At 38.1% G+C, this 23,802-nt stretch carries 20 protein-coding genes and 2 tRNA genes; 13 read left to right on the top strand and 9 right to left on the bottom strand.

The annotated features are described in order from the left end of the window. Positions 1-5: 5 nt before the first annotated feature. Positions 6-81, bottom strand: a tRNA-Lys gene (locus A37Q_RS0101910). 27 nt (positions 82-108) lie between these two features. Between A37Q_RS0101910 and A37Q_RS16505 the strand changes: the two genes are divergently transcribed. Continuing rightward, positions 109-687 (top strand): GspH/FimT family pseudopilin, encoded by a 579-nt coding sequence (locus A37Q_RS16505; RefSeq protein WP_018298574.1) that lies wholly within the window; start codon positions 109-111, stop codon positions 685-687. Positions 688-748: 61 nt separating this feature from the next. On the opposite strand, the gene A37Q_RS0101900 is transcribed toward A37Q_RS16505, so the two are convergent. From A37Q_RS0101900 to rdgB, 7 genes are all read right to left on the bottom strand, one after another. Beyond that, positions 749-825, bottom strand: a tRNA-Ile gene (locus A37Q_RS0101900). Positions 826-879: 54 nt separating this feature from the next. After that, on the bottom strand, positions 880-1,698 hold the full coding sequence (gene ppk2 / locus A37Q_RS0101895; protein WP_018298573.1) for a polyphosphate kinase 2: 819 nt from the start codon (positions 1,696-1,698) through the stop codon (positions 880-882). Between the two features lie 84 nt (positions 1,699-1,782). Next, complete coding sequence (locus A37Q_RS0101890) at positions 1,783-2,553, bottom strand: CDP-alcohol phosphatidyltransferase family protein (RefSeq protein WP_018298572.1); 771 nt, start codon at positions 2,551-2,553, stop codon at positions 1,783-1,785. A gap of 73 nt (positions 2,554-2,626) precedes the next feature. After that, positions 2,627-3,514, bottom strand: a complete 888-nt coding sequence (locus tag A37Q_RS0101885) for a polyprenyl synthetase family protein (protein WP_018298571.1) — start codon at positions 3,512-3,514, stop codon at positions 2,627-2,629. Next, complete coding sequence (gene waaA, locus A37Q_RS0101880; RefSeq protein WP_018298570.1) at positions 3,489-4,793, bottom strand: lipid IV(A) 3-deoxy-D-manno-octulosonic acid transferase; 1,305 nt, start codon at positions 4,791-4,793, stop codon at positions 3,489-3,491. Before waaA ends, A37Q_RS0101885 begins: the two co-directional genes overlap by 26 nt. Before the next feature lie 5 nt (positions 4,794-4,798). Beyond that, positions 4,799-5,752: an ADP-glyceromanno-heptose 6-epimerase gene (rfaD, locus tag A37Q_RS0101875; RefSeq protein ID WP_018298569.1), complete on the bottom strand. Its 954-nt coding sequence runs from the start codon at positions 5,750-5,752 to the stop codon at positions 4,799-4,801. Between the two features lie 74 nt (positions 5,753-5,826). After that, on the bottom strand, positions 5,827-6,438 hold the full coding sequence (gene rdgB / locus A37Q_RS0101870) for an RdgB/HAM1 family non-canonical purine NTP pyrophosphatase (protein WP_051074466.1): 612 nt from the start codon (positions 6,436-6,438) through the stop codon (positions 5,827-5,829). 109 nt (positions 6,439-6,547) lie between these two features. Here rdgB and A37Q_RS0101865 point away from each other — a divergent pair, with 109 nt between their 5' ends. The 9 genes from A37Q_RS0101865 (at position 6,548) to A37Q_RS0101825 (ending at position 19,866) form a co-directional block, all read left to right on the top strand. Beyond that, positions 6,548-7,417 (top strand): DMT family transporter, encoded by an 870-nt coding sequence (locus tag A37Q_RS0101865; RefSeq protein ID WP_018298567.1) that lies wholly within the window; start codon positions 6,548-6,550, stop codon positions 7,415-7,417. Positions 7,418-7,509: 92 nt separating this feature from the next. Further along, positions 7,510-8,352, top strand: coding sequence for a pyrroline-5-carboxylate reductase (gene proC, locus A37Q_RS0101860; RefSeq protein WP_018298566.1), 843 nt, complete (start codon positions 7,510-7,512; stop codon positions 8,350-8,352). Between the two features lie 22 nt (positions 8,353-8,374). After that, complete coding sequence (locus tag A37Q_RS0101855; RefSeq protein WP_018298565.1) at positions 8,375-8,938, top strand: YggT family protein; 564 nt, start codon at positions 8,375-8,377, stop codon at positions 8,936-8,938. A 107-nt stretch (positions 8,939-9,045) separates the two neighbouring features. Beyond that, a complete protein-coding gene (locus tag A37Q_RS0101850) occupies positions 9,046-13,878 on the top strand; it encodes an NAD-glutamate dehydrogenase (RefSeq protein ID WP_018298564.1) in 4,833 nt (1,610 codons plus the stop codon). Between the two features lie 26 nt (positions 13,879-13,904). Beyond that, positions 13,905-16,007 carry a helix-hairpin-helix domain-containing protein gene (locus A37Q_RS0101845; RefSeq protein ID WP_018298563.1) on the top strand — a complete coding sequence of 701 codons (2,103 nt, stop codon included), beginning with the start codon at positions 13,905-13,907 and terminating at the stop codon, positions 16,005-16,007. 33 nt (positions 16,008-16,040) lie between these two features. Further along, positions 16,041-16,655, top strand: coding sequence for a BON domain-containing protein (locus A37Q_RS14380; RefSeq protein WP_018298562.1), 615 nt, complete (start codon positions 16,041-16,043; stop codon positions 16,653-16,655). Between the two features lie 9 nt (positions 16,656-16,664). After that, positions 16,665-17,711 carry a bifunctional nicotinamide-nucleotide adenylyltransferase/Nudix hydroxylase gene (locus tag A37Q_RS0101835; RefSeq protein ID WP_018298561.1) on the top strand — a complete coding sequence of 349 codons (1,047 nt, stop codon included), beginning with the start codon at positions 16,665-16,667 and terminating at the stop codon, positions 17,709-17,711. A 111-nt stretch (positions 17,712-17,822) separates the two neighbouring features. Then, on the top strand, positions 17,823-17,996 hold the full coding sequence (locus A37Q_RS16190) for a hypothetical protein (protein WP_018298560.1): 174 nt from the start codon (positions 17,823-17,825) through the stop codon (positions 17,994-17,996). Between the two features lie 67 nt (positions 17,997-18,063). Beyond that, positions 18,064-19,866, top strand: a complete 1,803-nt coding sequence (locus A37Q_RS0101825; RefSeq protein ID WP_200403674.1) for an ABC transporter ATP-binding protein — start codon at positions 18,064-18,066, stop codon at positions 19,864-19,866. A 52-nt stretch (positions 19,867-19,918) separates the two neighbouring features. Here the strand turns inward: A37Q_RS0101825 and A37Q_RS14375 are convergent, their stop codons facing one another. Continuing rightward, positions 19,919-20,524 (bottom strand): IMPACT family protein, encoded by a 606-nt coding sequence (locus A37Q_RS14375; RefSeq protein WP_018298558.1) that lies wholly within the window; start codon positions 20,522-20,524, stop codon positions 19,919-19,921. A gap of 123 nt (positions 20,525-20,647) precedes the next feature. Between A37Q_RS14375 and A37Q_RS15710 the strand changes: the two genes are divergently transcribed. Genes A37Q_RS15710 through A37Q_RS0101805 form a run of 3 tightly spaced genes read left to right on the top strand, consistent with a single transcriptional unit; the run spans position 20,648 to position 23,765 of the window. Then, a complete protein-coding gene (locus A37Q_RS15710) occupies positions 20,648-21,253 on the top strand; it encodes an ATP-dependent zinc protease family protein (protein WP_169710222.1) in 606 nt (201 codons plus the stop codon). Next, the gene (locus A37Q_RS0101810) at positions 21,246-22,823 is read left to right on the top strand and encodes a UUP1 family membrane protein (RefSeq protein ID WP_018298556.1); all 1,578 of its coding nucleotides are present in this window, start codon (positions 21,246-21,248) and stop codon (positions 22,821-22,823) included. The genes A37Q_RS15710 and A37Q_RS0101810 overlap by 8 nt, the downstream gene beginning before the upstream one ends. Next, on the top strand, positions 22,824-23,765 hold the full coding sequence (locus tag A37Q_RS0101805; RefSeq protein ID WP_018298555.1) for an alpha-L-glutamate ligase-like protein: 942 nt from the start codon (positions 22,824-22,826) through the stop codon (positions 23,763-23,765). Positions 23,766-23,802 lie beyond the last annotated feature (37 nt).

Below are 23,802 nucleotides of genomic sequence, written 5' to 3'. Positions count from 1 at the left end.
TCATATGGTGGGTCGTGCAGGATTCGAACCTGCGACCAACTGGTTAAAAGCCAGCTGCTCTACCAACTGAGCTAACGACCCAACATGAGGGCATATTATAGGGGAAGTATGAGTAATTGCAAGGCGCTGAAAACAAAAAAATTAAAAAACACAAAGAATCGAGGTTTCAGTGTTATTGAGCTGATGATTGTGGTTGCGATCGTGGCTATTGTTGCTGCAATTGCGCTTCCTATGACCATGGGTGTGACCAGTAGCTCGCGTACGGAGAGTTATCTCAACCAAGTTAAAAGTGCCATTAATCTTGCGAGGGTAACGGCGATGACGCAAAATATTGACACGTTCTTATGTCCGACTGCCGATGGGTCAACCTGTAATACCAGTATTAGTAATGGTAATTGGGGAGATAATCGTATTTTGGTATTCACTAGCAGTGATGGATCACTAAGTGATGTTGATGATATTTTAAGTGTGGTTGAAGCACCTGAAGGGGATGATTATGTCCTCTGGTCTGCCTCCCTTGGCAATGATCTTCGTTTCCATGCTAATGGATTTGTATCAACAAATGGCAGTATGTTCTATTGCGCTTATTTCGATGATTCAGGGGTATATAAAGCAAATAAAAGGCTGATACTTAATCGCTTAGGTCGGGTGCGTTATGAAATGCTTGATCCACTGCAAAACTGTTAAAGGTCTATGATTAGTATTAATTACCAAGCACGATGCCTAAGAAAGAAAAGATTAATCTTTATGGTGGGCCCTGCAGGATTCGAACCTGCGACCAACGGATTATGAGTCCGCTGCTCTAACCAACTGAGCTAAGAGCCCGAAAGACTTGATGTATTGTAACGGAACGTGAATTTTTTGCAATATCTGTTTGGGTTATTCTGGGTAAATTTCTCCGGCAAGACCAACTAATAGTGGATCTGGAGAAATGGCAACACGTTCATCTTTATTATCATAATCAAGTTCAGATAAAATAAATCGCATCGCATTTAACCTTGCGCGCTTTTTATCATCAGATTTAATCACTGTCCAAGGTGCAAACACCGTATCGGTGTAGGTGAACATTTCTTCTTTTGCCTTGGTGTAATCATCCCATTTATCCTGCGAGGCTTTATCAATAGCACTTAGTTTCCATTGTTTAAGTGGGTGGTTGGCACGGGAGATAAAGCGTCTTTTTTGTTCACTCTGACTCACTGAAAACCAAAGTTTGAATAATCTAATGCCGCTTTGTATCAGCATTTTTTCAAGTTCAGGTGCTTGTGACAAAAATTCTAAATGTTGATCTGGAGTACAAAACCCCATCACTTTTTCAACGCCTGCACGGTTATACCATGAGCGATCAAACATAACAATTTCACCTGCAGTAGGCAAATGTCTTATATAGCGCTGAAAATACCACTGACCTTGCTCTCGTTCAGAGGGTTTTGCAAGGGCGACAACTCGTGCACCCCTTGGGTTTAAATGATCCATCATTCTTTTAATCGTGCCACCTTTCCCCGCAGCATCACGCCCTTCAAAAATAACCAAAATACGCTGCCCAGTATGACGCACCCATTGCTGCATTTTTAACAGTTCAATTTGTAGTTGGTGCTTTTGTTGTTCATAGATCTTCCTTGGCATTTTTTCACGATATGGATAAATGTTCTCAGTAAAGAGTTTTCGCCGTGAAAGTAAGTCTAATCTATGTTTACTCATACTGACTCTAGGTTATGGATACATATTTATAGTGTAATCTATTTATTGATTAAGCTCTAAATAAAGCTAGCAGTTTTATACAGCTTACTCTTTACAAGGCGTGCTAATAGGGTTCAGTGTGCGGTATAAGCTAAAGAGGAAATAAACAGCAATATAGCTGACGATGACCCAAGTAAGAATAATATTTGATTTTGGCAGGATGATTGCCGAGAGAATTGTTGCAGCGCCCCATGCTAGGGTGTAGATAAACATAATGGTTAAAATGGTTTTTCTTTGGCTAAGATAACTCATTCTGGATGGATAGATATATTTGATAGGAACAAAGGTCAAAATTGCTAAGATAAGGATAATAATAAAGTTTGCTACAAGAGAGAACTGAAAATAAATTAAATAATAAATCGCAAGATTCCAGTAGCTTGGAAAGCCTTTAAAAAAGTGATCCTCTGTTTTTGCATCAAGCTGGCAAAACTGATAGCAAGAAGCAAGAATGATGATAATAACGCTAATGATTTTCAAACTATCTGGCACAATATCCGTAATATATACCCATACAGAAGGCACAACTGCATAGTTAACAAAATCAATGATATTGTCCATTAAGCTGCCATCAAGCGGTGCGAGTTTTTTGATGTCAACACGTCGTGCTAAGGTTCCATCCACTGCATCGATAAGAACAGCAATGACGATATAGATAAAGGATAGCTTTAGATAGAAAATATAGTCATGGTGCTGATGATTGAGTTTGGCGGCATAAGCATTGGCAGTAGAGACCAGCGCTAAAACAGAAAATACAGCGCCGCTGGCAGTAAAAATATGCACAAGCCATGCATAGATTCGTTGGACAAAAGTAGGCATTTTTTATATGTAGTTTAAAATTTTTCTTATCAATGTGGCTTAGGGTAGCATAAAACAATATCACATAGAAAGCTTAGTATTTCCTTTGTGTGATGTAAGTGGTAATTTCTCGCAATAATGTTATGTCAAACTTGTGTTTAATTGTATCTAAGGCTTGATAGGCATCGCTGATTAATGTATTTAGTAGTAGTTGAGTCTGCTTAATACCAATAAGAGCGGGATAGGTTGCCTTATGTTGCTTGAGATCACTTTGAGCATTCTTTCCGAGCGTTTCAGTACTTGAAGTGATATCCAATAAATCATCTTTTACCTGAAAGGCAAGACCAATATTTCTGGAGAATGTGCAAAGTGCCTTCTCAAGAGCGTCATTTGGATAGAATGAACTTAAATAAAATGGCAGCAAAATCGATGCATCAATAAGCGCACCTGTTTTTAGGAGGTGAATTCTCTCAAGTGTTTCAAGGTCAATGGCTTTGTTTTCAGCCTCTAAATCAAGCTGTTGACCGGATACCATTCCATTTGAGCCAGATAAAAGCGCAAGTGTGGAGATGACTTTTTTCAGTTGCGCCAAGCTGATACCGTCACAGTCAGCTAAAGCATTAAACGCAAGGCTTTGCAGGGCATCACCTGCCAAAATAGCCGTAGCTTCATTAAACTGAATATGACAGGTAGGCTTGCCGCGTCTTAGACTGTCATCATCCATTGCAGGCAAATCATCATGAATCAGTGAGTAGGCATGGATAGACTCAAGGGCAAAGGCTGCAAGGTTGATGTTATTATCAGTGGTTTGAAACATTTTCCCTGCACTAAAGCACAATATTGCACGAATACGTTTGCCTCCATTTAAAAAGCTGTAGTGAATGGCTTTTTTGAGTGTCTCAGCATCAATTGGCTCATCGTTTAACCTATTTGTAGCAAAGTGTTCAAAATGTACTTTATATTGAAGTTGTTTTGGGGTCATCGATATATTTCTTAATAATATTAAACTGCTTCTCTAATGCACCTTGGTTTTGTATAAAGCACTGATAGGCGTGCTCTCCCATCTTTTGAGAAGCTTTGGCATTTGAAAACAAATCAGAAAGTTGGTTCTGAAGCTCAATTTCATTATGGACAATTAACAGGGCATTATTTTCAATGAGCTTGTTGCTCACATCTTTAAAGTTAAATACAGATGGGCCTGATAAAATAGCCTTAGAGACAGAAGCAGGCTCAAGCATGTTATGTCCCCCTGTTTGGCTAAAGCTTCCACCAACAAAAGCAATATCACATAAGGCGTAGAAAATCATCATCTCACCCATAGTATCGCCCAGATAAATATCAGCCTTTTGCATCTTGGATTCATCTGCTGTTGTTGATCTTCTTACAGTTATAAAATCATGCTGTAGCGCAAGGTTGTAAACATCATTAAAGCGCTCTGGGTGCCTTGGAACAAGAATTAAAAGGGCATCTGGGTGCGATTTTTTAAGGGCTTTATGTACCTTTAAAATAATTTCATCTTCACCTGGGTGTGTGCTTGCAGCAACCCAGATAGGGCGCTTTGTAAACTTCTCTTTCAGCGCTTTGGCCTCATCAAGTTGTGCTTGAGAAATGGTGAAGTCATACTTTAAATTACCAGTAACTGTGATTTTGCTTTCTGTGTCTAATAGCGGTAGAAAACGCCTTTTATCTTCTATAGTTTGTGCATTAATATGTGTTATTTCTTTGAGCATCTGTTGGCTAATAAAGCGAATTTTTTGATAGCCACGAGCTGATTTCTCAGAGAGTCTTGCATTGGTTAAAATAACAGGAATCGATTTTTTATGGCAGATGTGAATGAGATTCGGCCATATTTCCGTTTCCATAATGATGCACACTCTTGCTGAAATGCGCTTTAAAAAAATATGCAAAAAAAGTGGGATATCAAACGGGATAAACGTGTGATAAATGTTATCCATATTGCGATAAAGTTTTAATACTTGCTCGCTACCTGTGGGTGTCATGGTTGTGATAACAAAGTTTTTGTCAGGATAGTTTGTGGCAAGTTTTTTCACCAAAGGTGAGATGGCAATGCTTTCCCCTACAGATACCGAATGAACCCATATTGACTCATTAAGTTTAAAAGGTGTAAAACCTAAACGCTCACTCCAACGAGTGCGATAACCTTTGTTCTTGCGCGAGCGAATTAATTTTTGAATAAAAATAAAAGGCAATAAAAGAAAAAAGCCAATACTATAAATAGTGCGAAGAATGTTATAGAGCATTATACTTAGCCATTGTTCCTTTCAAGCCATAAAATATAGTCTTTTACGCCCTCAGCAACGCTTTTAAATTGAATGTCACATCCTGTTTCTCTAAGTTTATCTAAATTCGCCTCGGTGTAGCTTTGATAATGTCCCTTTAAATGATCTGGAAAATCAATATAGTTAATTTGACCTTCTGCATAATGATCAATAATTGCCTGCGCAATATGATTAAAAGGCTCAGCTTTTCCTGTTCCACAATTGAAGATGCCTGAAATGTTAGGATGATCCAAAAACCATAAATTTACTTTTGCAGCATCTTCAACATAAACAAAATCACGCAGTTGCTCTCCTGCTTTATAGCCATCATAGGGGCCAAACAGTTTAAGCTCTTTTGTCTCTTTAAATTGTTGGTAGTGATGATAAGCAACACTTGCCATTGACCCTTTGTGTGCTTCATGTGGGCCATAGACATTAAAATATTTCAAGCCAACCACTTGGCTTTTAGCATGAGGCAATATTTTTCTTACATATTGATCAAATTGAAATTTGGAATAGCCATAAACATTAATTGGTTTTTCATGTTCACGCTCTTCAATAAAAATGGTATTGCTACCATAAGTAGCTGCACTTGATGCGTAGATAAATGGAATTCTGCCATCTAGAGCAAAATGTAGCAGTTTTTGGCTGTAATGGTAGTTGTTTTCCATCATATATTTGCCATTCCATTCAGTTGTGGCAGAGCAGGCGCCTTGGTGAATGATAGCATCGATGTCTAAAGGGGATAGCTCACCATTGTCAACTAATTGAATAAAGGCATCCTTATCCATGTAATCAGCGATATCATAATTAACAAGGTTCGTGAATTTATGCCCATCAGTTAAATCATCAACCACAAGAATATCGTCGATTCCTTGTGCATTGAGTGCTTTGATAATATTTGCGCCAATAAACCCTGCGCCACCTGTGACAATATACATTACATTTTCTCCAAAGAGGGGTTATTCTGTCAGAAATTTCTGCCAATAGTGTAACAAAAAAAGCACGATTATGCTCAGCTATTTATGCACTTGCCATTGTTAAAGCTAAAATGTTCAAGCTCTTCTTTTAAGGCATTAAGCGCTAAAGCACGGTGTGAGATTTTGTTTTTTTCGTTAGCAGATATTTCAGCAAGTGTTTTTTGATACTGCGTTAAATAAAACACAGGATCATAGCCAAATCCTTTATCTCCTTGTCTCTCAAGGGTGATTTTGCCCTTAAGTATCCCCTTGGCAATAACAGGCTCGGGGTCATCTTGTGAGCGCATAAGACAAAGAATGGAAACAAAGTGCGCACCTTTGTTTTCATATGGTTGTAATTCACGAAGCAGTTTATCAATGTTTGATATACTTTCATCTTTTGCATAGCGAGCGGAGTAAATGCCGGGCGCGCCAGCTAAAGCATCAACACATAAGCCTGAATCGTCAGAAAGGGCAGGGAGGTTGGTATATTTTGCGCAGTTTCTTGCCTTCAAGATGGCATTTTCAATAAAGGTTGCCCCTGTTTCTTCAATATCCGGTACGTTAAATTCACTTTGTGGGATAATGTCAAACCCAAGTGGTGAAAGTATTTCAGACACCTCTTTGATTTTTCCAGCGTTGGAGGAGGCAAATACAATTGTCTTCATAGGTAAAATAAGATTCGTATTCATAAAATTGAAGCTAGTTTAGCACAGCATGCTATGAGATGAAGATAACTTTAGGTATGATGGCATAAAAATCTTTTTTCGCATTATTATGTCAAATGGAACAAAAGCTTTATTGGCGCTTATGCTTACGATTATCTTTTGGTCATCTGCATTTGTAGGTATTCGCTTTATCATGGAGAATTTCTCATCAGGGGGGCTTGCATTGTCTCGCTATTTTGTGGCTTCCATTGCTATGGCGATTCCTTTTGTATTTATTAGAAACAAAAAAATGCCAAGTGTAAAAGAAGCGCTACAGTTCTTGATTATGGGTTGTCTAGGCTTCTTTATTTATAATGTGCTCTTAAATGAAGGGGAGATTACGGTGAGTGCGGGCATTGCTAATTTCATTGTTTCTCAATTGCCGTTATTTGTCATTATCTTTGCAAGCATTTTCTACCGTGAAAGAATTAATCGCTATGGCGCCTTTGGCATTATTATTAGCATATTAGGGACGCTTTTGATTTTACTATCAGAGCATCAAGGAGGAAGCTTTGTAGGGGTTGTTTTTATCTATGTTGCAACACTCTCTGCGGCAATTTACTCTACTATGCAAAAAAAGCTACTTGTTAAGTTTCATCCCATTGAAGTGATTTCATATTGCATCTGGGCAGGAACATTAATGCTCTTGATCTTTTTGCCTGTAACGTGGAAAAATCTCTCGCATGCAACCTCGTTAGATTATATGGTTATCATTTATATGGGGGTGTTCCCAGGTGCGATTGCTTATGCACTTTGGGCCTATGCCTTTAAACATATTAAAGCATCGATTGCATCAAGTACCTTATATGTTATGCCTATATCTTCACTTTTTCTGGCTTGGCTTTTTCTTGGCGAACATGCAGAAATGTTGACCGTAATGGGCGGTATTATCGCTGTATTGGGTGCTGTCATTTTAAGTAAATTTGGCGTAAAGAAATAGCTTGTGTTTGAAAAAGGGATTTGAAACAATGTGGTTGATTATAATAGAGATTAACAAGTCAGCGTACAGAGGCGCAAAGGAGTAGTAAATACATGATTAATGCACAAATGTGTTTTATTGGCGGCGGCAATATGGCCAATAGTATTATTTCAGGCCTTATATCAGATAATATCGATGCCTCTAGTATTACAGTGGTTGATCCAAATGAAGCAAAATTAAATTTTCTTAATCAGCATTATCATGTGAATGTGACGGAGTCTTTAGAAAAAGGCGTTCGATCAGCTGATATTATTTTACTGTGTGTTAAACCACAGGTTATGGGTGAGCTGCTGATCCATTTAAAACATGTGTTAGAAGGTCAAAAAACACCTTTTTTGATCTCGATTGCAGCAGGGGTTCCGATTGATGCGATTATGACCCAGTTAGGTCAGCAAGTGCCAATAGTAAGAGCGATGCCAAATACACCATCAATTATTGGCTGTGGTGCAACAGCACTATATGCAAGTGAGCAAGTTTCTCGCCAGCAAAGAGAAATCTCTGAGCAAATTATGCGAAAAGTAGGGGTGGTTACTTGGGTTCAAAATGAACAAATGATGGATGTCGTTACTGCGATTTCAGGCTCGGGTCCAGCTTACTTTTTTTACATGATTGAAGCGCTGATTGCATCGGCTAAGGAGGCCGGATTAACAGATAAACAAGCGACACTTTTAGTAACACAAACAGCATTTGGCGCATCAAAAATGGCACTTGAAAGCCATGATATTCATACACTTCGCCAAAATGTTACCTCAAAAAAAGGCGCAACTGATGCGGCAATTGCTACACTTGAAAGCCATGATTTTGCTGAGAGTATAGCCAAAGCAGTTCAGGCAAATATTGCGCGTTCAAAAGAGCTGGCAAAGTTGTTTGATAAAGCCCTGACACATCAAAATTAATTGAATTAAGAGAGTTATCATTATGGGAACAGCCTTTAATAACGTTGGAATTTTTTTAGTTGATATTATTTTAAGCATTTTTCTTTATGCTGTGCTGCTGCGTTTTTTTCTACAGTGGGTGAAGGCTGATTTTTACAATCCGTTGTGTCAGTTGATTATTCGCGTTACAAATCCATTATTAAAACCACTTCGCAAAATTATTCCCGGATTTTGGGGCTTGGATTTGGCCTCAGTCGTACTTGCATATATTGTAAGTGTTATACTTTTAATTATCATCAGCATTTTAAGTACGGGCTTTTATGAAATTCCTTGGCATAGTATTTGGCTGATTGCAGTGATTAAATTGATTTTAACAGTCATCAATTTATATATCTGGCTTATTATTATTCGTGCGATTTCAAGCTGGTTTACACAAGGGGGATATAACCCCGCAATTATTGCATTGCATCAATTAACAGAGCCTCTACTATCAAAGGCTCGTGCAATATTACCAGTAACAAAAAGTGGTTTTGATTTTTCACCGATCATTGTCGTTATTGTCCTTATTTGTATTCAAATATTCATTCGTTCATTAGTTGGGGTTTGATCTTCTTCATAAAACTCATTGCTAATTAGGCTTGAGACACAGTAAAAACTGTCATATTATGCTTGCGTGTAAAACAATAAAATAAATAAAACAGAGCAGGCTGGTCAATGTATTACAACGATCGAACAAAAGCAGTATTAGAACGCCTTAGTGAGTTATTCCACGAAAAATTACCTAAAAAAGAAGCAGAGAATCTGGTTGTGCTGTCACAGACATATGCGCGCGTGATTTCAGAAGATGAGTTCGTCAATCGAGATATTATTGATTTATATGGATCGATTGTGTCATTTGGAAAGTTTGTTTACAAAAGAATGCCTGATGAATTATTGGTGCGTGCTTACAACCCAGTGTTTGAACAACATGGCTGGGTCTCACGCCATACGGTCATTGAAATTGCATGTAAAGACTCACCATTTGTCGTTGATACATTGATGATGTTGATGTCATCTTTAGGTCTTGGTATTCATTTTATGATGAATATAGGCGGGATGAATGTTAAGCGTAACAAACAAGGTGAGATTACGCGTCTATTAGATGATGTGCATGCTGAGATTAAAAACACCGATACCCGAGAGTGTTTGATTGTTGTAGAAGTAGACCGTCAAGAGGATAATCATGAACGCTTTGAAACAATAGAAAATGCGATTCAAGATACCTATAGAAAGCTTAGAAAGGTAGTGGATGATTTTCTGCCTATGAAAGCACAGGTAGAAAAGATGATTAACACGGTGAGAAAACCTGCTGCGAAACAAAGTGACTATCAATACCAAGAAGCTGTAGATTTTTTGGAGTTTTTGCAGAAAGACCATTTTATTTTCTTTGGGTTTTGCGAGCTGGAGCTTAAGAGTAAAAAAGGTGAAAAAGAGAATTTGGTGTTGAAAAAAGACAGCACCTTAGGCTTGTTTTCACTTGGGGATGAGTATCTAAGTGATATGCATATGTACTCAGGGAACCTACATATTAACCCAAATACAGATGCATTATTATTAGTTGCAAAATCAAATATCATCTCTCCTATTCACCGTTCAGCCTACATGGATATTATCTCCGTTAATGTATATAACAATAAAGGTGAGCTTGTTGGCGAGAAAAGGCTGCTTGGACTTTATACATCAACAGCGTATCACTCATCACCGCAACATATTCCGTTTTTGCGTTTAAGAAAACAAATGGTGCTTGATCGCTCTGGGTTTAGAAAAAGTGGCCATGCGTACAAAGCATTGAGTAATATTATTGATACCTATCCTCGTGATGAGTTATTTTTAAGCTCGGATGATGAGCTATTTGAAACAGCAATGGGCATTTATCATATTCGTGAACGTCAGGTGATGAAGCTGTTTGTGCGTCAAGATCAGGAGTTGAGCTATTATTTCTGCATGCTCTTTTTGCCAAGGGATCGCTATAATTCTACTTTACGTGAACGCGTTGAAAAAATTCTTTTAGAAACCTTCAACGGTGCGCGTATTGTCTTTAAAACAAATTTCCTAGAAAGTGTATTGTGTCGGATCGATTTTACCATTTATATGGATGAGAATAAGCCGGCTGAGAATATTGATCTTGAGCTTTTAGAATACAAACTTGAGCGTGTTGAGCGTCAATGGGAAGATGATTTATTTGATGAGCTAATTGATGAGTATGGTGAAAATAAGGGTCGAGCTTATTATGATGAATACCGTACAAGCTTTTCACATGCATATAAAGATGAATACATTGCAAGAAATGCTTTATCAGATGTGAAGCACTTTGAAGAGGCGAAGAAAAACCATGTCTCTATTGCACTTTATCAGCAGTTAGAGGAAAGCAATGATCGATTAAGGTTTAAGCTTTATCTATACGATGAAATGGTTCAGTTAAGTCAGGTAATGCCAATTTTGGAGAACTTTGCGCTTCGTGTGATTGAGGAGAAACCCTATAAAATTTCACCGAAATCAGGGAAGTATATTTGGCTATCTGATTTTGGCTTAAGTGCAAATAGAGAGTTTAAGCTTGATAGAATAAGACCATTACTAAAAGATGCTTTTATCAAAATATGGGATGGCGTTGCTGAGAATGATCGCTTTAACTCTTTGACATTGTATGCGGAGTTAAGCTGGCGTGAAGTTGCGCTTATTCGTTCGTATGCAAAATACTTATTGCAAGTTGGCGTGCGCTTCTCACAGCAGTATATTGAAGATACGTTTATTGAATACCCTGAGATTATTCACAATATTGTTGAGCTGTTTCATGAAAAGTTCAATCCAGAGAAAAAAGAAGATGGGCGTGAAGCGCGATGTAAAAAAATTGAGCATGAGATTAAACGTGGCTTAAGAAATGTTGCATCGCTTGATCAGGATAAAATTTTAAAGCGTATTTTAGAAGCAGTGCAAGCAACACTTCGCACAAACTATTATCAATTAGATGAAAATGGTGTTGCAAAGGAATATATTTCACTGAAGCTAAAGCCAGCACTCATCTCTGACATGCCAAAACCGGTGCCACTTTATGAAATCTTCATGTACTCACCACGCGTTGAAGGGGTGCATTTAAGAAATGCAAAAATTGCTCGCGGTGGACTTCGCTGGTCTGACCGAAAAGAAGATTATAGAACAGAAGTTTTAGGTTTAGTAAAAGCACAGCAGGTTAAAAATGCTGTTATCGTTCCATTGGGCGCAAAAGGTGGGTTTTTACCTAAGAAGCTGCCAATGGAAGCAGGTAGAGATGCGGTTATTGATGAGGCTATTTCATGCTATAAACTTTTTATTAGCTCACTGTTGGATGTGACTGATAATGTTAAAAATGATCAGATTATCAAACCAAATAATGTCATTTGTTATGATGATGACGATCCATATATGGTGGTTGCAGCAGATAAAGGAACCGCTACGTTCTCTGACATTGCCAATGAGGTGTCTCAAAAGTATGACTTTTGGCTTGGTGATGCCTTTGCCTCTGGTGGTTCAAATGGCTATGATCATAAGAAAATGGGGATTACCGCACGCGGTGCTTGGGAATCAGTGAAGCATCACTTTTTAGATCTAGGTAAGGATATTCAAGCAGAAGATTTTACTGTCGTTGGCATTGGGGACATGAGTGGTGATGTCTTTGGTAATGGAATGCTATTAAGTGAGCATATTCGCTTAGTGGGAGCCTTTAACCACATGCATATTTTTATCGATCCAAACCCGGATGCAAAAAGCGCATATCAAGAGAGAAAGCGCTTGTTTGATTTGCCGCGATCTAGTTGGGAAGATTATAATCAAAAGCTTATCTCAAAGGGCGGTGGAATATATGACAGAAGAGCTAAAGAGATTAAGCTTAGCCCTGAGATGCAAGCACTTCTTGAAACAAAAGAGGAGAGCTTGGAGCCAAATAAACTGATACAACTATTATTAAAATCGGAAGTTGAGCTTCTTTGGAATGGTGGTATTGGGACGTATGTCAAATCGCAGCAAGAAAGCGATGAAGAAGTGGGTGATCGCGCGAATAATGCGGTGAGAGTGAATGGTAATGATTTGAAATGCAAGGTTGTGGGTGAAGGTGGAAACCTTGGTGTGACACAGCTTGGTCGTATTGAATATGCCCTAAGAGGTGGTAAAATTAACACTGATGCAATTGATAACTCAGCAGGTGTTGATTGTTCGGATCATGAAGTTAACATCAAAGTTTTATTAAATGCAGCAGTTGAACGAGGAGATATTTCAGTACAAAGTCGTAACAAACAGTTGGCTAAAATGTCAGATGAAGTGGCTGCTTTGGTTTTGAAAAATAATGTTGATCAGAACAAGAGTATTTCCAATGAGCTTCGCCATCAAGAGCGCTATTTCATTGAGTCTTATGCGCGTTTGATGCGTGAGCTTGAACGTAGAATGCAGCTTGATCGTGAAGTTGAGTTTTTGCCAAGTGATAAGGAGTTGCATGCCAGATCTCTTGTAGGTAAAAGTCTAACATCCCCTGAGTTTGCTGTTGTGATGGCTTATACTAAAACAATGATCAAACAGCAAATTCTAAGATCAAACTTGCCGGATAATTCGTACTTTGATTTCTTCTTGCATATGGAATTTCCAAAAGAGCTTGAAGAGAAATATGCAGATTTAATGAACGAGCATAAACTCAAGCGTGAAATCATTGCCACACAAATGACAAATACCTTAACACTTCATATGGGCATGACGTTCATTCAGCGTTTATATGATGAAACTGGTGCTTCAGTTGCTGATATTGTGAAAGCATTTTGTGCTGTTGTTGAGATATTTGATATCGATATTTTATGGGCAAAAATAGATGCCTTAGGTGCCGAAACAACGATTCAAATACGCCAAAGCATGCAGCAAATTCTTTTTAGATTTGTGCGTAGAAATTGTCGCTGGTTGCTTAGAAATGAAACCAAGGACTTTGCGATTAAGGCAATTGTTGATAAATATAAAAAGCCTGTACAAAGTGCGCTGAAGATATTCCCTAAGTTACTTATTGCCTCTGAAAAACAAAGAATGCAAGAGCGCTATGAAATGCTTTCAGAAGCAAAAGTACCAAAAGAGATTATTGATGCCGTGTTGGGACTTAAAATGTCAACCTCTGTTATGGATCTATCTCAGGCAATTGCAGGACATAAAGATAAGCACTTATTTGAAGAGATTGCCATTTCATTAAATCAAAAGCTATGGCTTTCATGGTTTAGAGGATGTATTAATGGATTGGGTGTGAAGCAGTCCTACTGGGGAACGCTATCAACTTCTGCATTGAGAGATGATTTAGATAAATTGCAATATGAGCTTGTGAACAGCGTTGTTGCGCTTTGCACTAAACACAAAGGCGCGGATACAAAAGTAGAGCATTGGATTAATGCAAATAAAAGCTATATTGCGCGTTGGTCTGGTTTGATTGACGATATGAAAACGGATGAGCCAAACTTTGAGTCAATCAATATTGCATTTAGAAGTCTTGCCGATCTATCAAAAAATTAATTCTATTCTAAGCTGAGGCTTTTGTAATGAATATATCTTACCTTTCTCACACTACAGGCTTAAAGGCTGGTGCCATTAATAACATTATTGCATTAATGGATGAAGGGGCCAGCATACCCTTTATTGCAAGATATCGAAAAGATATGACCGGGGGTGCAACAGATGAGGCGCTTCGTGCCTTTGACAAAGCCTACCAGATGCATTTAAAAGTGTTAAAACGACAATCAGAAATTATCAAACGATTATCTGAGAGAGAGCTTTTAACTGATGCACTTGAGAGCGAAATAAAAGAAGCTCATACACTTGCCTCTCTTGAAGATATCTATTTGCCCTATAAGGGGAAAAAAAGCACACGAGCGCAAACGGCGCTTGATGCGGGCTTGGCATCACTTGCTGATAAGATGCAATCAATGGGTTATCCTGTCGATAGGCTGACAAAGGAAGCAACAGCCTTTTTAAGTGAGCATTTTTCAACAGCTGAAGAGGCACTTAAAGGCGCTGGTGATATTATTGCTGAACGCTTTAGTGAGAATGCAAAAGAGCGAGCATATATCCGCCATCAATTAGCTGAATATGGCAGAATGACAGTCAAGGCAAAAAAAAGCTGTGATCAGGAAGGCCCTTTCTTTCAGTTTGATGGGCTGAATGCTTTGATTAAAACGATCCCGCTTCATCGCTTAATGGCAATTTTTAGAGGGGAGAAGAGTAAAGCACTTCGCATTTCTCTAGAGATTAATGATGTCTATTATCAAAGCCATATTGATAATACTTACTTTAGGTTTAAAAAAGGCAGCCAAGAGGCTAAAGCGCTATTAATGGAGGCCTATTTAGATGGATTTAAACGTTTATTATTTCCATCGATTGAGCGTGAAATACTATCTGAGTTAAAATCCAAGTGCCAAGAGAGTGCAAGTGATGTATTTGCTCGCAACCTAAAAGAGCTCTTGATGACAAGGCCTGTAAAAACAAATGCAGTTTTAGGCGTTGATCCTGGGTTTAAAACTGGAGCAAAGCTCGCGGTAATTGATAAGCATGGCTACTATATAGACTCAGCAGTGATTTATCCTGCACCGCCACATAATAAAGTTCATGAAGCTGAAAAAATAGTTAATCGATTATTAAGCCAATACCCCATTGACACCATTGCTATAGGCAATGGAACGGCTTCTTCTGAGCTACAGGCATTTTTCTCAAAATTGAATGAGTCGAACAAAGAGAAAGTAAGGTTTACTGTTGTATCTGAGGCTGGTGCTTCTGTTTATTCTGCCTCGAAGCTTGCAGCACAAGAGTATCCAAATCTTGATGTGACTATCCGCGGGGCGATTTCTATCGCCTCTAGATTACAAAATCCAATGGCCGAATATGTTAAAATTGATCCTAAATCTTTAGGTATTGGGCAGTATCAACATGATGTCGATCAAAGTATGCTTGAGAGAAAACTTCATGATGTCACTGAGGCGGTTGTAAACAAGGTTGGAGTTAATTTAAATACGGCATCGGCTAAGCTCTTATCCTATATTTCAGGTATTGGTCCGAAGCTTGCCGAGGAAATTGTCCATTATCGCCAGCAAAAAGGTGAATTTGATAGTATTTTTACTCTAAAAAAGGTGAAGGGCTTAGGAAGCAAAAGCTTTGAGCAATGTGCAGGGTTTATGCGTATTATCTCTGGGAAGAATATGCTTGATAATACCGGGGTCCATCCAGATCATTATAGCTTTGCTAATGCGCTATTAAAAAGTGATTCACTCACAAAGGATAGGGTGGTGATATTAGCTAAGGAATATGACATTGGTGTGAAAACAGCAGAAGATATTATCCAAGAGCTTGAAAAACCAGGGCTTGATCCGCGAGATCAGCTTGATGCGATCCCTTTTTCAGTGACAAGCACGGATATAGAGAATCTAAAAGAGGGTGAATACCTCTCAGGTGTAGTGAGAAATATTACTGATTTTGGTGTGTTTGTTGATATTGGTTTAAAGCAAGATGGAATGATTCATATTTCTGAGCTCTCTCAAAGGCGCCTTTCACATCCAAGTGAAATCGTGCATATTAATCAGAGCTTGAGTAGACTAAAAGTGATTGCTGTGGATATCAAAAAACAGCGTGTCTCACTCAGTTTGAAACAATAATAAATATATAAAGCAATAGTGGAAGCTTAGAAAATGAAAATACAAAAAGGCCTTAGCATTTTATTATTAAGTGGTGTTTTGCTTCTAACAGGCTGCGCCCCTGTTGTCATTGCTGGCGCGGGCGCTGCTGTTGTGGGAACAAATGTTGCCGGTAGCAGTGTTGATGGCAAAACCAATGCCTCAGATAAATCGATACAATTCAAAGCAATTGGGCTTTTAAGTGACTATCCTGAACTTAAAGGGAAATCAAATGTAGAGCCAGTTGTATTTAATGGTATTTTGCTCTTATTGGGACAAGTGCCAAGTGAAAACTTATCTCAAAGGCTTGCCTCTGATATGGCAAAGCTTCCCGGCGTGAAAATGGTCTATAATCAACTGACAGTGGGTCAAGCGATTAATATTGGTAATTACCTTGCCGATAGTTGGATAACTTCAAAAGTAATAAGTGCAATGGTGTCAAGTGGCGTCAACACCTTGAAGTTTAAAGTAGTAACAGAAAGTAGTGTTGTTTATATCATGGGGATTGTGACAAAAAAAGAAGGCCAAAAAGCAGCATCTGTTGCAGCAAATGTCTCGGGTGTAAAAAAAGTGGTGACAGTGTTTAATGATGTGCCAGATACGTTTAAATCAGAGAATACATCATCGTAGAGTGAAATAATGATGAAAAAATATGATACAGCTGTGTTTATCGGGCGTTTTCAGCCATTTCATAAAGGGCATTTACATAATATAGAAAAAGCACTCAAGGTGGCGGATCAACTTATCCTTCTTATTGGATCTTCCTTTCGAGCGCCCAGTATTAAAAATCCATTTTCTTATCAAGATCGAAAAAACATGATTATGGCAGATTTGAACCTTGCAGACGTTGATGTAACACGCATTGTCATTGAGCCATTATCTGATTGGTTTTATGATGAAAAGGGGTGGATTAATGAAGTGTTAACTCGCGTTGAAAAATATAGCGCGAAAAGCCATAAAACTGCGATTGTAGGGCATCAAAAAGATGCCAGTAGTTACTATCTAAAGTGCTTTCCAAAATGGCGGCACATCGATGTGGATAATTATAAAAGTTACAATGCAACTGCGTTTCGTAAAGCCTATTTCGAGCAAAAATGTATTTTAGAGGAATACATGATTGCAAAAACACGCGATCAAGGGAGTTGGCAAATTTTAGATGCATTTTTAACAAATGCACAATATGATCGTTTATATGAAGAGTATCATGCGATTAAAGAGTATAAAAAGGCATGGGAAGATGCCCCTTATGCGCCCATTTTTGTCACCACAGATGCATTGGTTATTTGTAATGAGCATATACTTTTAATTCAGCGAAAATATGCACCAGGGAAAGATCTTTGGGCGTTACCCGGTGGCTTTTTAGAAGAAGATGAGCGTATTTTTGATGGGATTAGGCGAGAGCTTGTTGAAGAAAGTGGTATTGATAGCGCGTTTCTTGATAAATCACCTGTGGCAATAGAAGTGTATGACTATCCAGATCGCTCTTTGCGAGGAAGAACCATTACACATGCTGGATTGTTTTCTTTACAAACAAATCGCTTGCCTAGCGTAAAGGGGCAAGATGATGCGCAAAAGGCTAAGTGGTTTTCAATTTCTCATGTGCTATCAGAGATGTCTGACAAGCTTATGGATGATCATTATCAAATCATTAAGAATATGCTATCAAAACATCAGCTAATCACTTAGAGCCAAAGGGCTAAGTTCGTTTTTTGCATTCAAACTATGTTAAATCCCTATATCGCTAGCTAGGCTTAGTAGTAACAAAGGTGGTTTGTTAGGTAACATAGGAGAGTGGTTATGAAAAAATTACTGGGTATTTTACTAACGGGAGTTTTATTTGTTAGCGTTGGCTTTGCTGCGAATGATCAGTTTAATGCAAGGATGCCAGAGCATGTGGTTAAAACTAGTACAAGCTCTATTGTCACTAATGCAGTTGCTTCAAATGGGGCGCGGGTATACGTTCAAATGTAGAATTTATATTGCACGCTGTTTATAAAGCCATTATGCTTGAAACTATTTCCGCATAATGGTTTTTATTTTGTCACAAGAAAAGTATTTATCTACCTCTAAATATCCACTTTTTCGCTTGTTGAGCTATATGCGTGGATACCGGAAAGACTATTTGCTCGCACTGTTATACTCAACTTTAAATAAACTGTTTGATATTTTCCCTGAGATTTTGTTAGGGGTTGCTGTTAATATGGTGGTAACACAAAAAAGCTCGTGGATTGCGCAACTTACCGGCATTGATTCTCTTATCTATCAGTTGATTGTTTTAGGGTTGGCCACGTTTGTGATTTGGGCATTTGAGTCATCATTTCAGTATTTATACAGTTTGAAATGGCGAAACCTTGCGCAAAATGTTGAGCATAAGCTGCGCGTGGATGTTTATGCGCATATACAAAACGCCAAGGTAGCGCAAATTGAAAAAACCTCAATAGGGCAATTAATATCAACCATTAATGATGATATCAATCAAATGGAGCGCTTCTTAGAAGATGGCGTGAATCAAATTGTACAAATCATTGTGTCAACGATATTCATTGGCATTGTTTTTTTATTTGCCTCCCCGCTTATTACCGTGCTTTCAATTGTACCCATTCCGCTGATTATTGTTGGTGCATTTTATTTTCAGCATCGCCTAGCACCTAGGTTCTTAGAAGTCAGACAAAAAGCAGCTGAGATTGGCGGGGTGCTGCAACGTAATCTTTTAGGTGTGTTAACGATAAAGAGCTACACCACTGAAAGCTATGAAACAAAACGGGTCACCAGTGCAAGTAAAGCCTATCAACAGGCGAATCGAAAAACAATTCAAATTAGTTCTATGGTGACACCAGTGATACGGATGTTTGTGTTAACGGGCTTTTTATTCACACTTTTAATTGGTGGTTATCAAACCATTCATGGTCAAATGAATGTGGGCACCTTTAGTATGCTTATTTTTCTCTCTCAAAGATTACTATGGCCATTTAATAATCTTGCTCAAGTCACGGTTGATTATCAGCGAGTTATGGCATCAACTACACGAGTATTTAATTTATTAACTTGGCAGAGTGAAATAAAAAATAGCGCAAAAGAAAATATACTGGAAGTGACAACAGGAGCTGAGCCTATTCACTTTAATAATGTGAGTTTTTCCTATGATAATAAAGCTTCTGTAATTGAAAACTTTAATCTGACGATAGAAAAAAATACCACCATTGCCTTAGTCGGTGAGTCAGGCTCAGGTAAGACAAGCTTAATTAAACTATTGTGTCGTTTTTATGAACTTGAAGGCGGTGAAATACAATATGGTAAAAATAATATTGCCTCTTACCCTTTGAGTTTATGGCGAGATAAAATTGCACTTGTTTCCCAAGAGAGCTTCTTATTTGATGGCTCGATTAAAGATAATATCTTATATGGTAATTTTGAACAAAAGGATGCCGCTGTCATTCAAGCTGCAAAGTTTGCAGGCATTCATGCGTTTATTGAGAGCTTGCCAGATGGGTATAATACGCATGTGGGGCAAAGAGGGGTATTGCTCTCTGGCGGACAAAAACAGCGTATTTCCATTGCCAGAGCTATTTTGAAAAATGCCCCTATTTTAGTTTTGGATGAAGCAACCTCAGCGGTAGATAATGAAACAGAACTGGCCATACAAAGAGCTTTGTATCAGCTATCCCATCATAGAACAACCATTATTATTGCCCACAGACTCTCTACCGTCAGGCATGCGAATTGTATTTATGTATTGGATAAAGGTCAGATTATTGAATCAGGTACTCATGAGGCATTATTACAAGCTAAAGGGAAATATAAGCGGCTATGGGATATTCAAACGGGGGAAATTGTTGATTAAACGGTAAGTATAAGAAAGTGTGTCGTGGTGCTGCTTTAGACTAGTTTCGCGGTTATATTCCTAAAGTTTTAACAGAAATAATCTGATTTTGTATTAGCCCATCAAGTGCGTTTATAATATCGCTTAATATATTTTGATCAACTTTAAAGTGCAGTGTCACTTTGGTGTCATAGTTCTGTAAAGTGGGTATAAGCTTAAGTTGATAGAGAGCTGTGTCAACTTTTGAGGTTTGTGCGTAATCAAAAGAAATAATAAGCTCTGTGGTAATCTTAAGATCAACAAGTTCACTATGAGCAATGAGCGCTTTTGCTGTTTGTGCATAAGCGCGTATCAGTCCGCCAACGCCTAGCTTAGTGCCACCAAAATAACGAATGACTAAAATAAGCGTATTAGATAGCTGCTTTCCTTGTAGTTGTTGTAATATTGGTTTGCCAGCTGAACCTTGGGGCTCTCCATCATCGCTGGAGCGAAGGGTATTTTTATCAAGCAGTTGGTATGCCCAGCAAATATGATTTGCATGCGGGTAAGCTTTTCGTGCCTGCCTGAGAATAGCATCAACTTCTTGTACTTGTGTAACAGGGTAAATCTCGCCAATAAAGCGCGATCGTTTTATTGGTAAAATCTCATAAATGTTTTTTGTAAGCGGTGTTTTATACATTTGTGCTTTATGTTTTGCAGGCAGTTGATTATTATAATTGCCAGTGTAACGTATATTATGCCACTCGTAGATGACTTTGCGTATGGTTTATATAAAAAGAGATGGAATTGGGAAATTAACATTGTGAAAAAATCACTTATAGCGATATTAACTTTTATTCTGGCCAACATGGCAAGCGCTAATATTAAAGCTGGGTATGGTTATGCTGAAAAGGTCTATTTAATGCCAAGTGGTACACTTTTGGAGGCAAAGCTTGATACGGGGGCGGGGGTCTCTTCTCTCTCTGCCGTCAACATTAAAATCTATGACAAAACAGTTGATAATAAAGATAAGAAATATGTTTCATTTGATGTTTCTTATGAGAATGAGCATAAAAAAGATGATGTTAAAAAACTGCATTATGATTTACCGTTAAAGCGCGTGATGAAGATAAAAAATAGAGCAGGTGAAGCGCAAGATAAAAAATATGATCAAAGACCAGCGGTCATGATGCCGGTTTGTTTTGATGGCAAAGTATATGATATTGAGGTGAATCTGACTGATCGGACCCATTTTTATTATCCACTATTACTTGGTAGAAAGGCGTTGATTCAATTTGGTGCAGTCATTGACTCTGGGCAAAAGATGACCTTTAAACCAAGCTTGTGTAAGTTAGCTAAAGAGAGTGGTGAAAAAAATGAAACTGATTCTATAAGCAATGTTAAGGATGAGTCATCAGATCATGAATAAGATCAATAGACAGTTTTATACACTTTTTGTTATTTTAATGATAACAGGTGTGGGCATTACACTGTATCAGCATTATAAATTGGGGCTTGATTGGCAGCCAGATGCGCAAAAAGCAGTGTGGAAATTCAATGCGGAGCTTGATATTGCGCCTACAGTGATTGGTAATACCATGCGAGTTAATCTTTTTGTGCCAAATCTTGAGGCAGAAGATGCATTGCATGAAAGCATTAGTGCTGCTGGGTTTGGTAAAATAATTATGCGCTCAGAGGACAAGCAAAATAAAGTTGCAGTATTATCTAAAAGTGAAGTGAAATCAAGACAAACGATTTTATATGATATTACAGTGCCAAGTGGGGCAAAATTTGTAGAGCCACCAGTACCAAATCTTAAAAAAGCAAAAGAGAAAATAACCCATCATTATAAGGCAAAAGAGAGAATTACACTGTTAAATGCGGCAAAAGAAATTGCTGAGAAATCATCAGATGAACAAACGATGATTAAGCACAGCATTCGATTTGTTAACAGTGGAAAATCACAAAATTTTTGGCAGTTACTGATTCAACAATCGCCAAGCAATCAGCAAAAAGTGCGCGTTTTAGGTGATATTTTAACAACATTGAACTTGCCAAATACTATTTTACATGTTGTTCCGTATGATTCAGCAGAGAAGCTTAGCTTAAGAACTTTGCCAACTTGGATTGCTGTATTTTATCAAAGCAAATGGCATATCTTTGACACTAAAACGGATGCACTTATTACAAACCCAGATCAGAAGGCCTTTATTTGGTGGCTTGGTAATGAGAATTTCATCAAGATCAACGGAGGAGATTTGCGCTCAAGTTCCTTTACTGCAACGAAACAAGGGATCTCTCAAGAGCGTTATTTGATGTTGAAAAATAGTGCATTAAAGCAAAATTTATATGAATTTTCTTTACTGAATTTACCCGCGCAAACTCAAGAAATTTACAAGATTATCCTAATGGTGCCAGTTGGGGTTTTAATTATTTTATTTTTACGCATTTTAATTGGTGTGCCGACACTTGGAACATTCATGCCTGTATTAATTGCATTGGCATTTAAGGACACCTCATTGGTCTGGGGAATTATTCTTTTTTCTTTTGTGGTACTGGTTGGTCTTAGTTTTCGGGCATATTTTGAAAAGCTTCAGTTATTGGTAGTGCCGCGCCTTGGTATGATATTAACCATTGTCGTTATCTTAATGGCACTCATTAGTATTATTATGCACAAGATGGAGTTGTCACAAGGGCTTTCAATTACACTCTTTCCAATGGTGATTCTGACGATGTCTATTGAGAGATTGTCAATTATATGGGATGAGAAAAGTGGTACTGAAGCGATTAAAATTGCTATTGGTAGCTTATTTGCAGCAACAGTTTGTTATATGTTTATCTTTAATGAGATACTTGAGTATTGGTTTTTCACGTTTCCGGGGCTGCTTCTTATTGTTATGGCAATTATGCTTTTAATTGGGCGATATAGAGGCTATCGACTCAGTGAGCTTTATCGATTTAATGCCTTAATGAAAAAAAACAATAAAAAGAGTAGTTAAATGTTTTTTTCAAAATGGTGGAGGCTTAAAAAAGCGGGTATTCTAGGCATTAATGCACGAAATTTGGAATTTGTGCAGCGCTTGAATAATCGAAAATATTATCCCTTTGTTGATGATAAGGTGTTAACAAAATCATTGGCAGAAGGGCATAAAATTAAGGTACCTAAGCTATATGCACTAGTAGAAACAGAGCATGATAACAGGAAGCTGGATAAGATGCTAAAGGGAATGAGCTCTTTTGTGATCAAGCCATCTCAAGGAGCTGGAGGCGAGGGAATCTTAGTAATAACTCATTTTATCAATGAACGTTATAGAACATCAAGTGGCAAGTTGTTAACACTGAATGAGCTTAAATATCATGTCTCTACCGCGTTAAGTGGTGCTTATTCTCTGGGAGGGCATCCTGATAAGGTGATGATTGAATATCTTATTCAATTTGATCCTATATTTGAAAAAGTGGCTTATCAGGGCGTGCCAGATATTCGTATTATTGTCGTTAAAGGCTTTCCTGTGATGGCAATGGTACGTTTGCCAACACAAGAATCAAATGGCAAGGCAAACTTGCATCAAGGGGCAATTGGGGCTGGAGTTAATATACAAACAAGCATAACACGCCATGGTGTTTGGCATAATGAGATTGTTACCCACCATCCTGATACATTTAATCCTGTTGAGGGAATTGAAATTCCCTTTTGGCAAGAATGTCTTGAAATTGCAAGCGGCGCTTATGATATGACCTCTCTTGGTTATTTGGGCGTGGATATTGTGCTTGATAAAGATCACGGTCCATTGTTATTAGAGTTAAATGCACGCCCAGGTTTAAACATTCAAATCGCTAATGAAGAGGGGCTTAAAGATGCATATGAAAAGATTCATGATAAATTAGATCAGAACTTGTCTGTTAATGAGCGCGTTGCATTTGTGCTTAATCGTTCAAAATAACTGGCAGTTGATATAATTTCAAAATCACACTTGTTAT

The organism is Fangia hongkongensis FSC776 = DSM 21703 (genome assembly GCF_000379445.1).
Taxonomy (GTDB): domain Bacteria; phylum Pseudomonadota; class Gammaproteobacteria; order Francisellales; family Francisellaceae; genus Fangia; species Fangia hongkongensis.
The sequence above is the reverse complement of the archived record's forward strand: the minus strand, read 5'-3'. Positions and strand labels throughout refer to the sequence as shown.

Bases quoted from the DNA above. Each gene is read 5' to 3' on its own strand.
- A37Q_RS16505 (WP_018298574.1), top strand. From the start codon at position 109: ATGAGTAATTGCAAGGCGCTGAAAACAAAAAAATTAAAAAACACAAAG.
- A37Q_RS0101885 (WP_018298571.1), bottom strand. From the start codon at position 3,514: ATGACCCCAAAACAACTTCAATATAAAGTACATTTTGAACACTTTGCT.
- A37Q_RS0101810 (WP_018298556.1), top strand. From the start codon at position 21,246: ATGAATAAGATCAATAGACAGTTTTATACACTTTTTGTTATTTTAATG.
- A37Q_RS0101865 (WP_018298567.1), top strand. From the start codon at position 6,548: ATGTCAAATGGAACAAAAGCTTTATTGGCGCTTATGCTTACGATTATC.
- A37Q_RS0101845 (WP_018298563.1), top strand. From the start codon at position 13,905: ATGAATATATCTTACCTTTCTCACACTACAGGCTTAAAGGCTGGTGCC.
- A37Q_RS14380 (WP_018298562.1), top strand. From the start codon at position 16,041: ATGAAAATACAAAAAGGCCTTAGCATTTTATTATTAAGTGGTGTTTTG.
- A37Q_RS0101850 (WP_018298564.1), top strand. From the start codon at position 9,046: ATGTATTACAACGATCGAACAAAAGCAGTATTAGAACGCCTTAGTGAG.
- A37Q_RS0101890 (WP_018298572.1), bottom strand. From the start codon at position 2,553: ATGCCTACTTTTGTCCAACGAATCTATGCATGGCTTGTGCATATTTTT.
- ppk2 (WP_018298573.1), bottom strand. From the start codon at position 1,698: ATGAGTAAACATAGATTAGACTTACTTTCACGGCGAAAACTCTTTACT.
- A37Q_RS14375 (WP_018298558.1), bottom strand. From the start codon at position 20,524: ATGTATAAAACACCGCTTACAAAAAACATTTATGAGATTTTACCAATA.
- rdgB (WP_051074466.1), bottom strand. From the start codon at position 6,438: ATGAAGACAATTGTATTTGCCTCCTCCAACGCTGGAAAAATCAAAGAG.
- A37Q_RS0101855 (WP_018298565.1), top strand. From the start codon at position 8,375: ATGGGAACAGCCTTTAATAACGTTGGAATTTTTTTAGTTGATATTATT.
- A37Q_RS16190 (WP_018298560.1), top strand. From the start codon at position 17,823: ATGAAAAAATTACTGGGTATTTTACTAACGGGAGTTTTATTTGTTAGC.
- proC (WP_018298566.1), top strand. From the start codon at position 7,510: ATGATTAATGCACAAATGTGTTTTATTGGCGGCGGCAATATGGCCAAT.
- waaA (WP_018298570.1), bottom strand. From the start codon at position 4,793: ATGCTCTATAACATTCTTCGCACTATTTATAGTATTGGCTTTTTTCTT.
- rfaD (WP_018298569.1), bottom strand. From the start codon at position 5,752: ATGTATATTGTCACAGGTGGCGCAGGGTTTATTGGCGCAAATATTATC.
- A37Q_RS0101805 (WP_018298555.1), top strand. From the start codon at position 22,824: ATGTTTTTTTCAAAATGGTGGAGGCTTAAAAAAGCGGGTATTCTAGGC.
- A37Q_RS0101835 (WP_018298561.1), top strand. From the start codon at position 16,665: ATGATGAAAAAATATGATACAGCTGTGTTTATCGGGCGTTTTCAGCCA.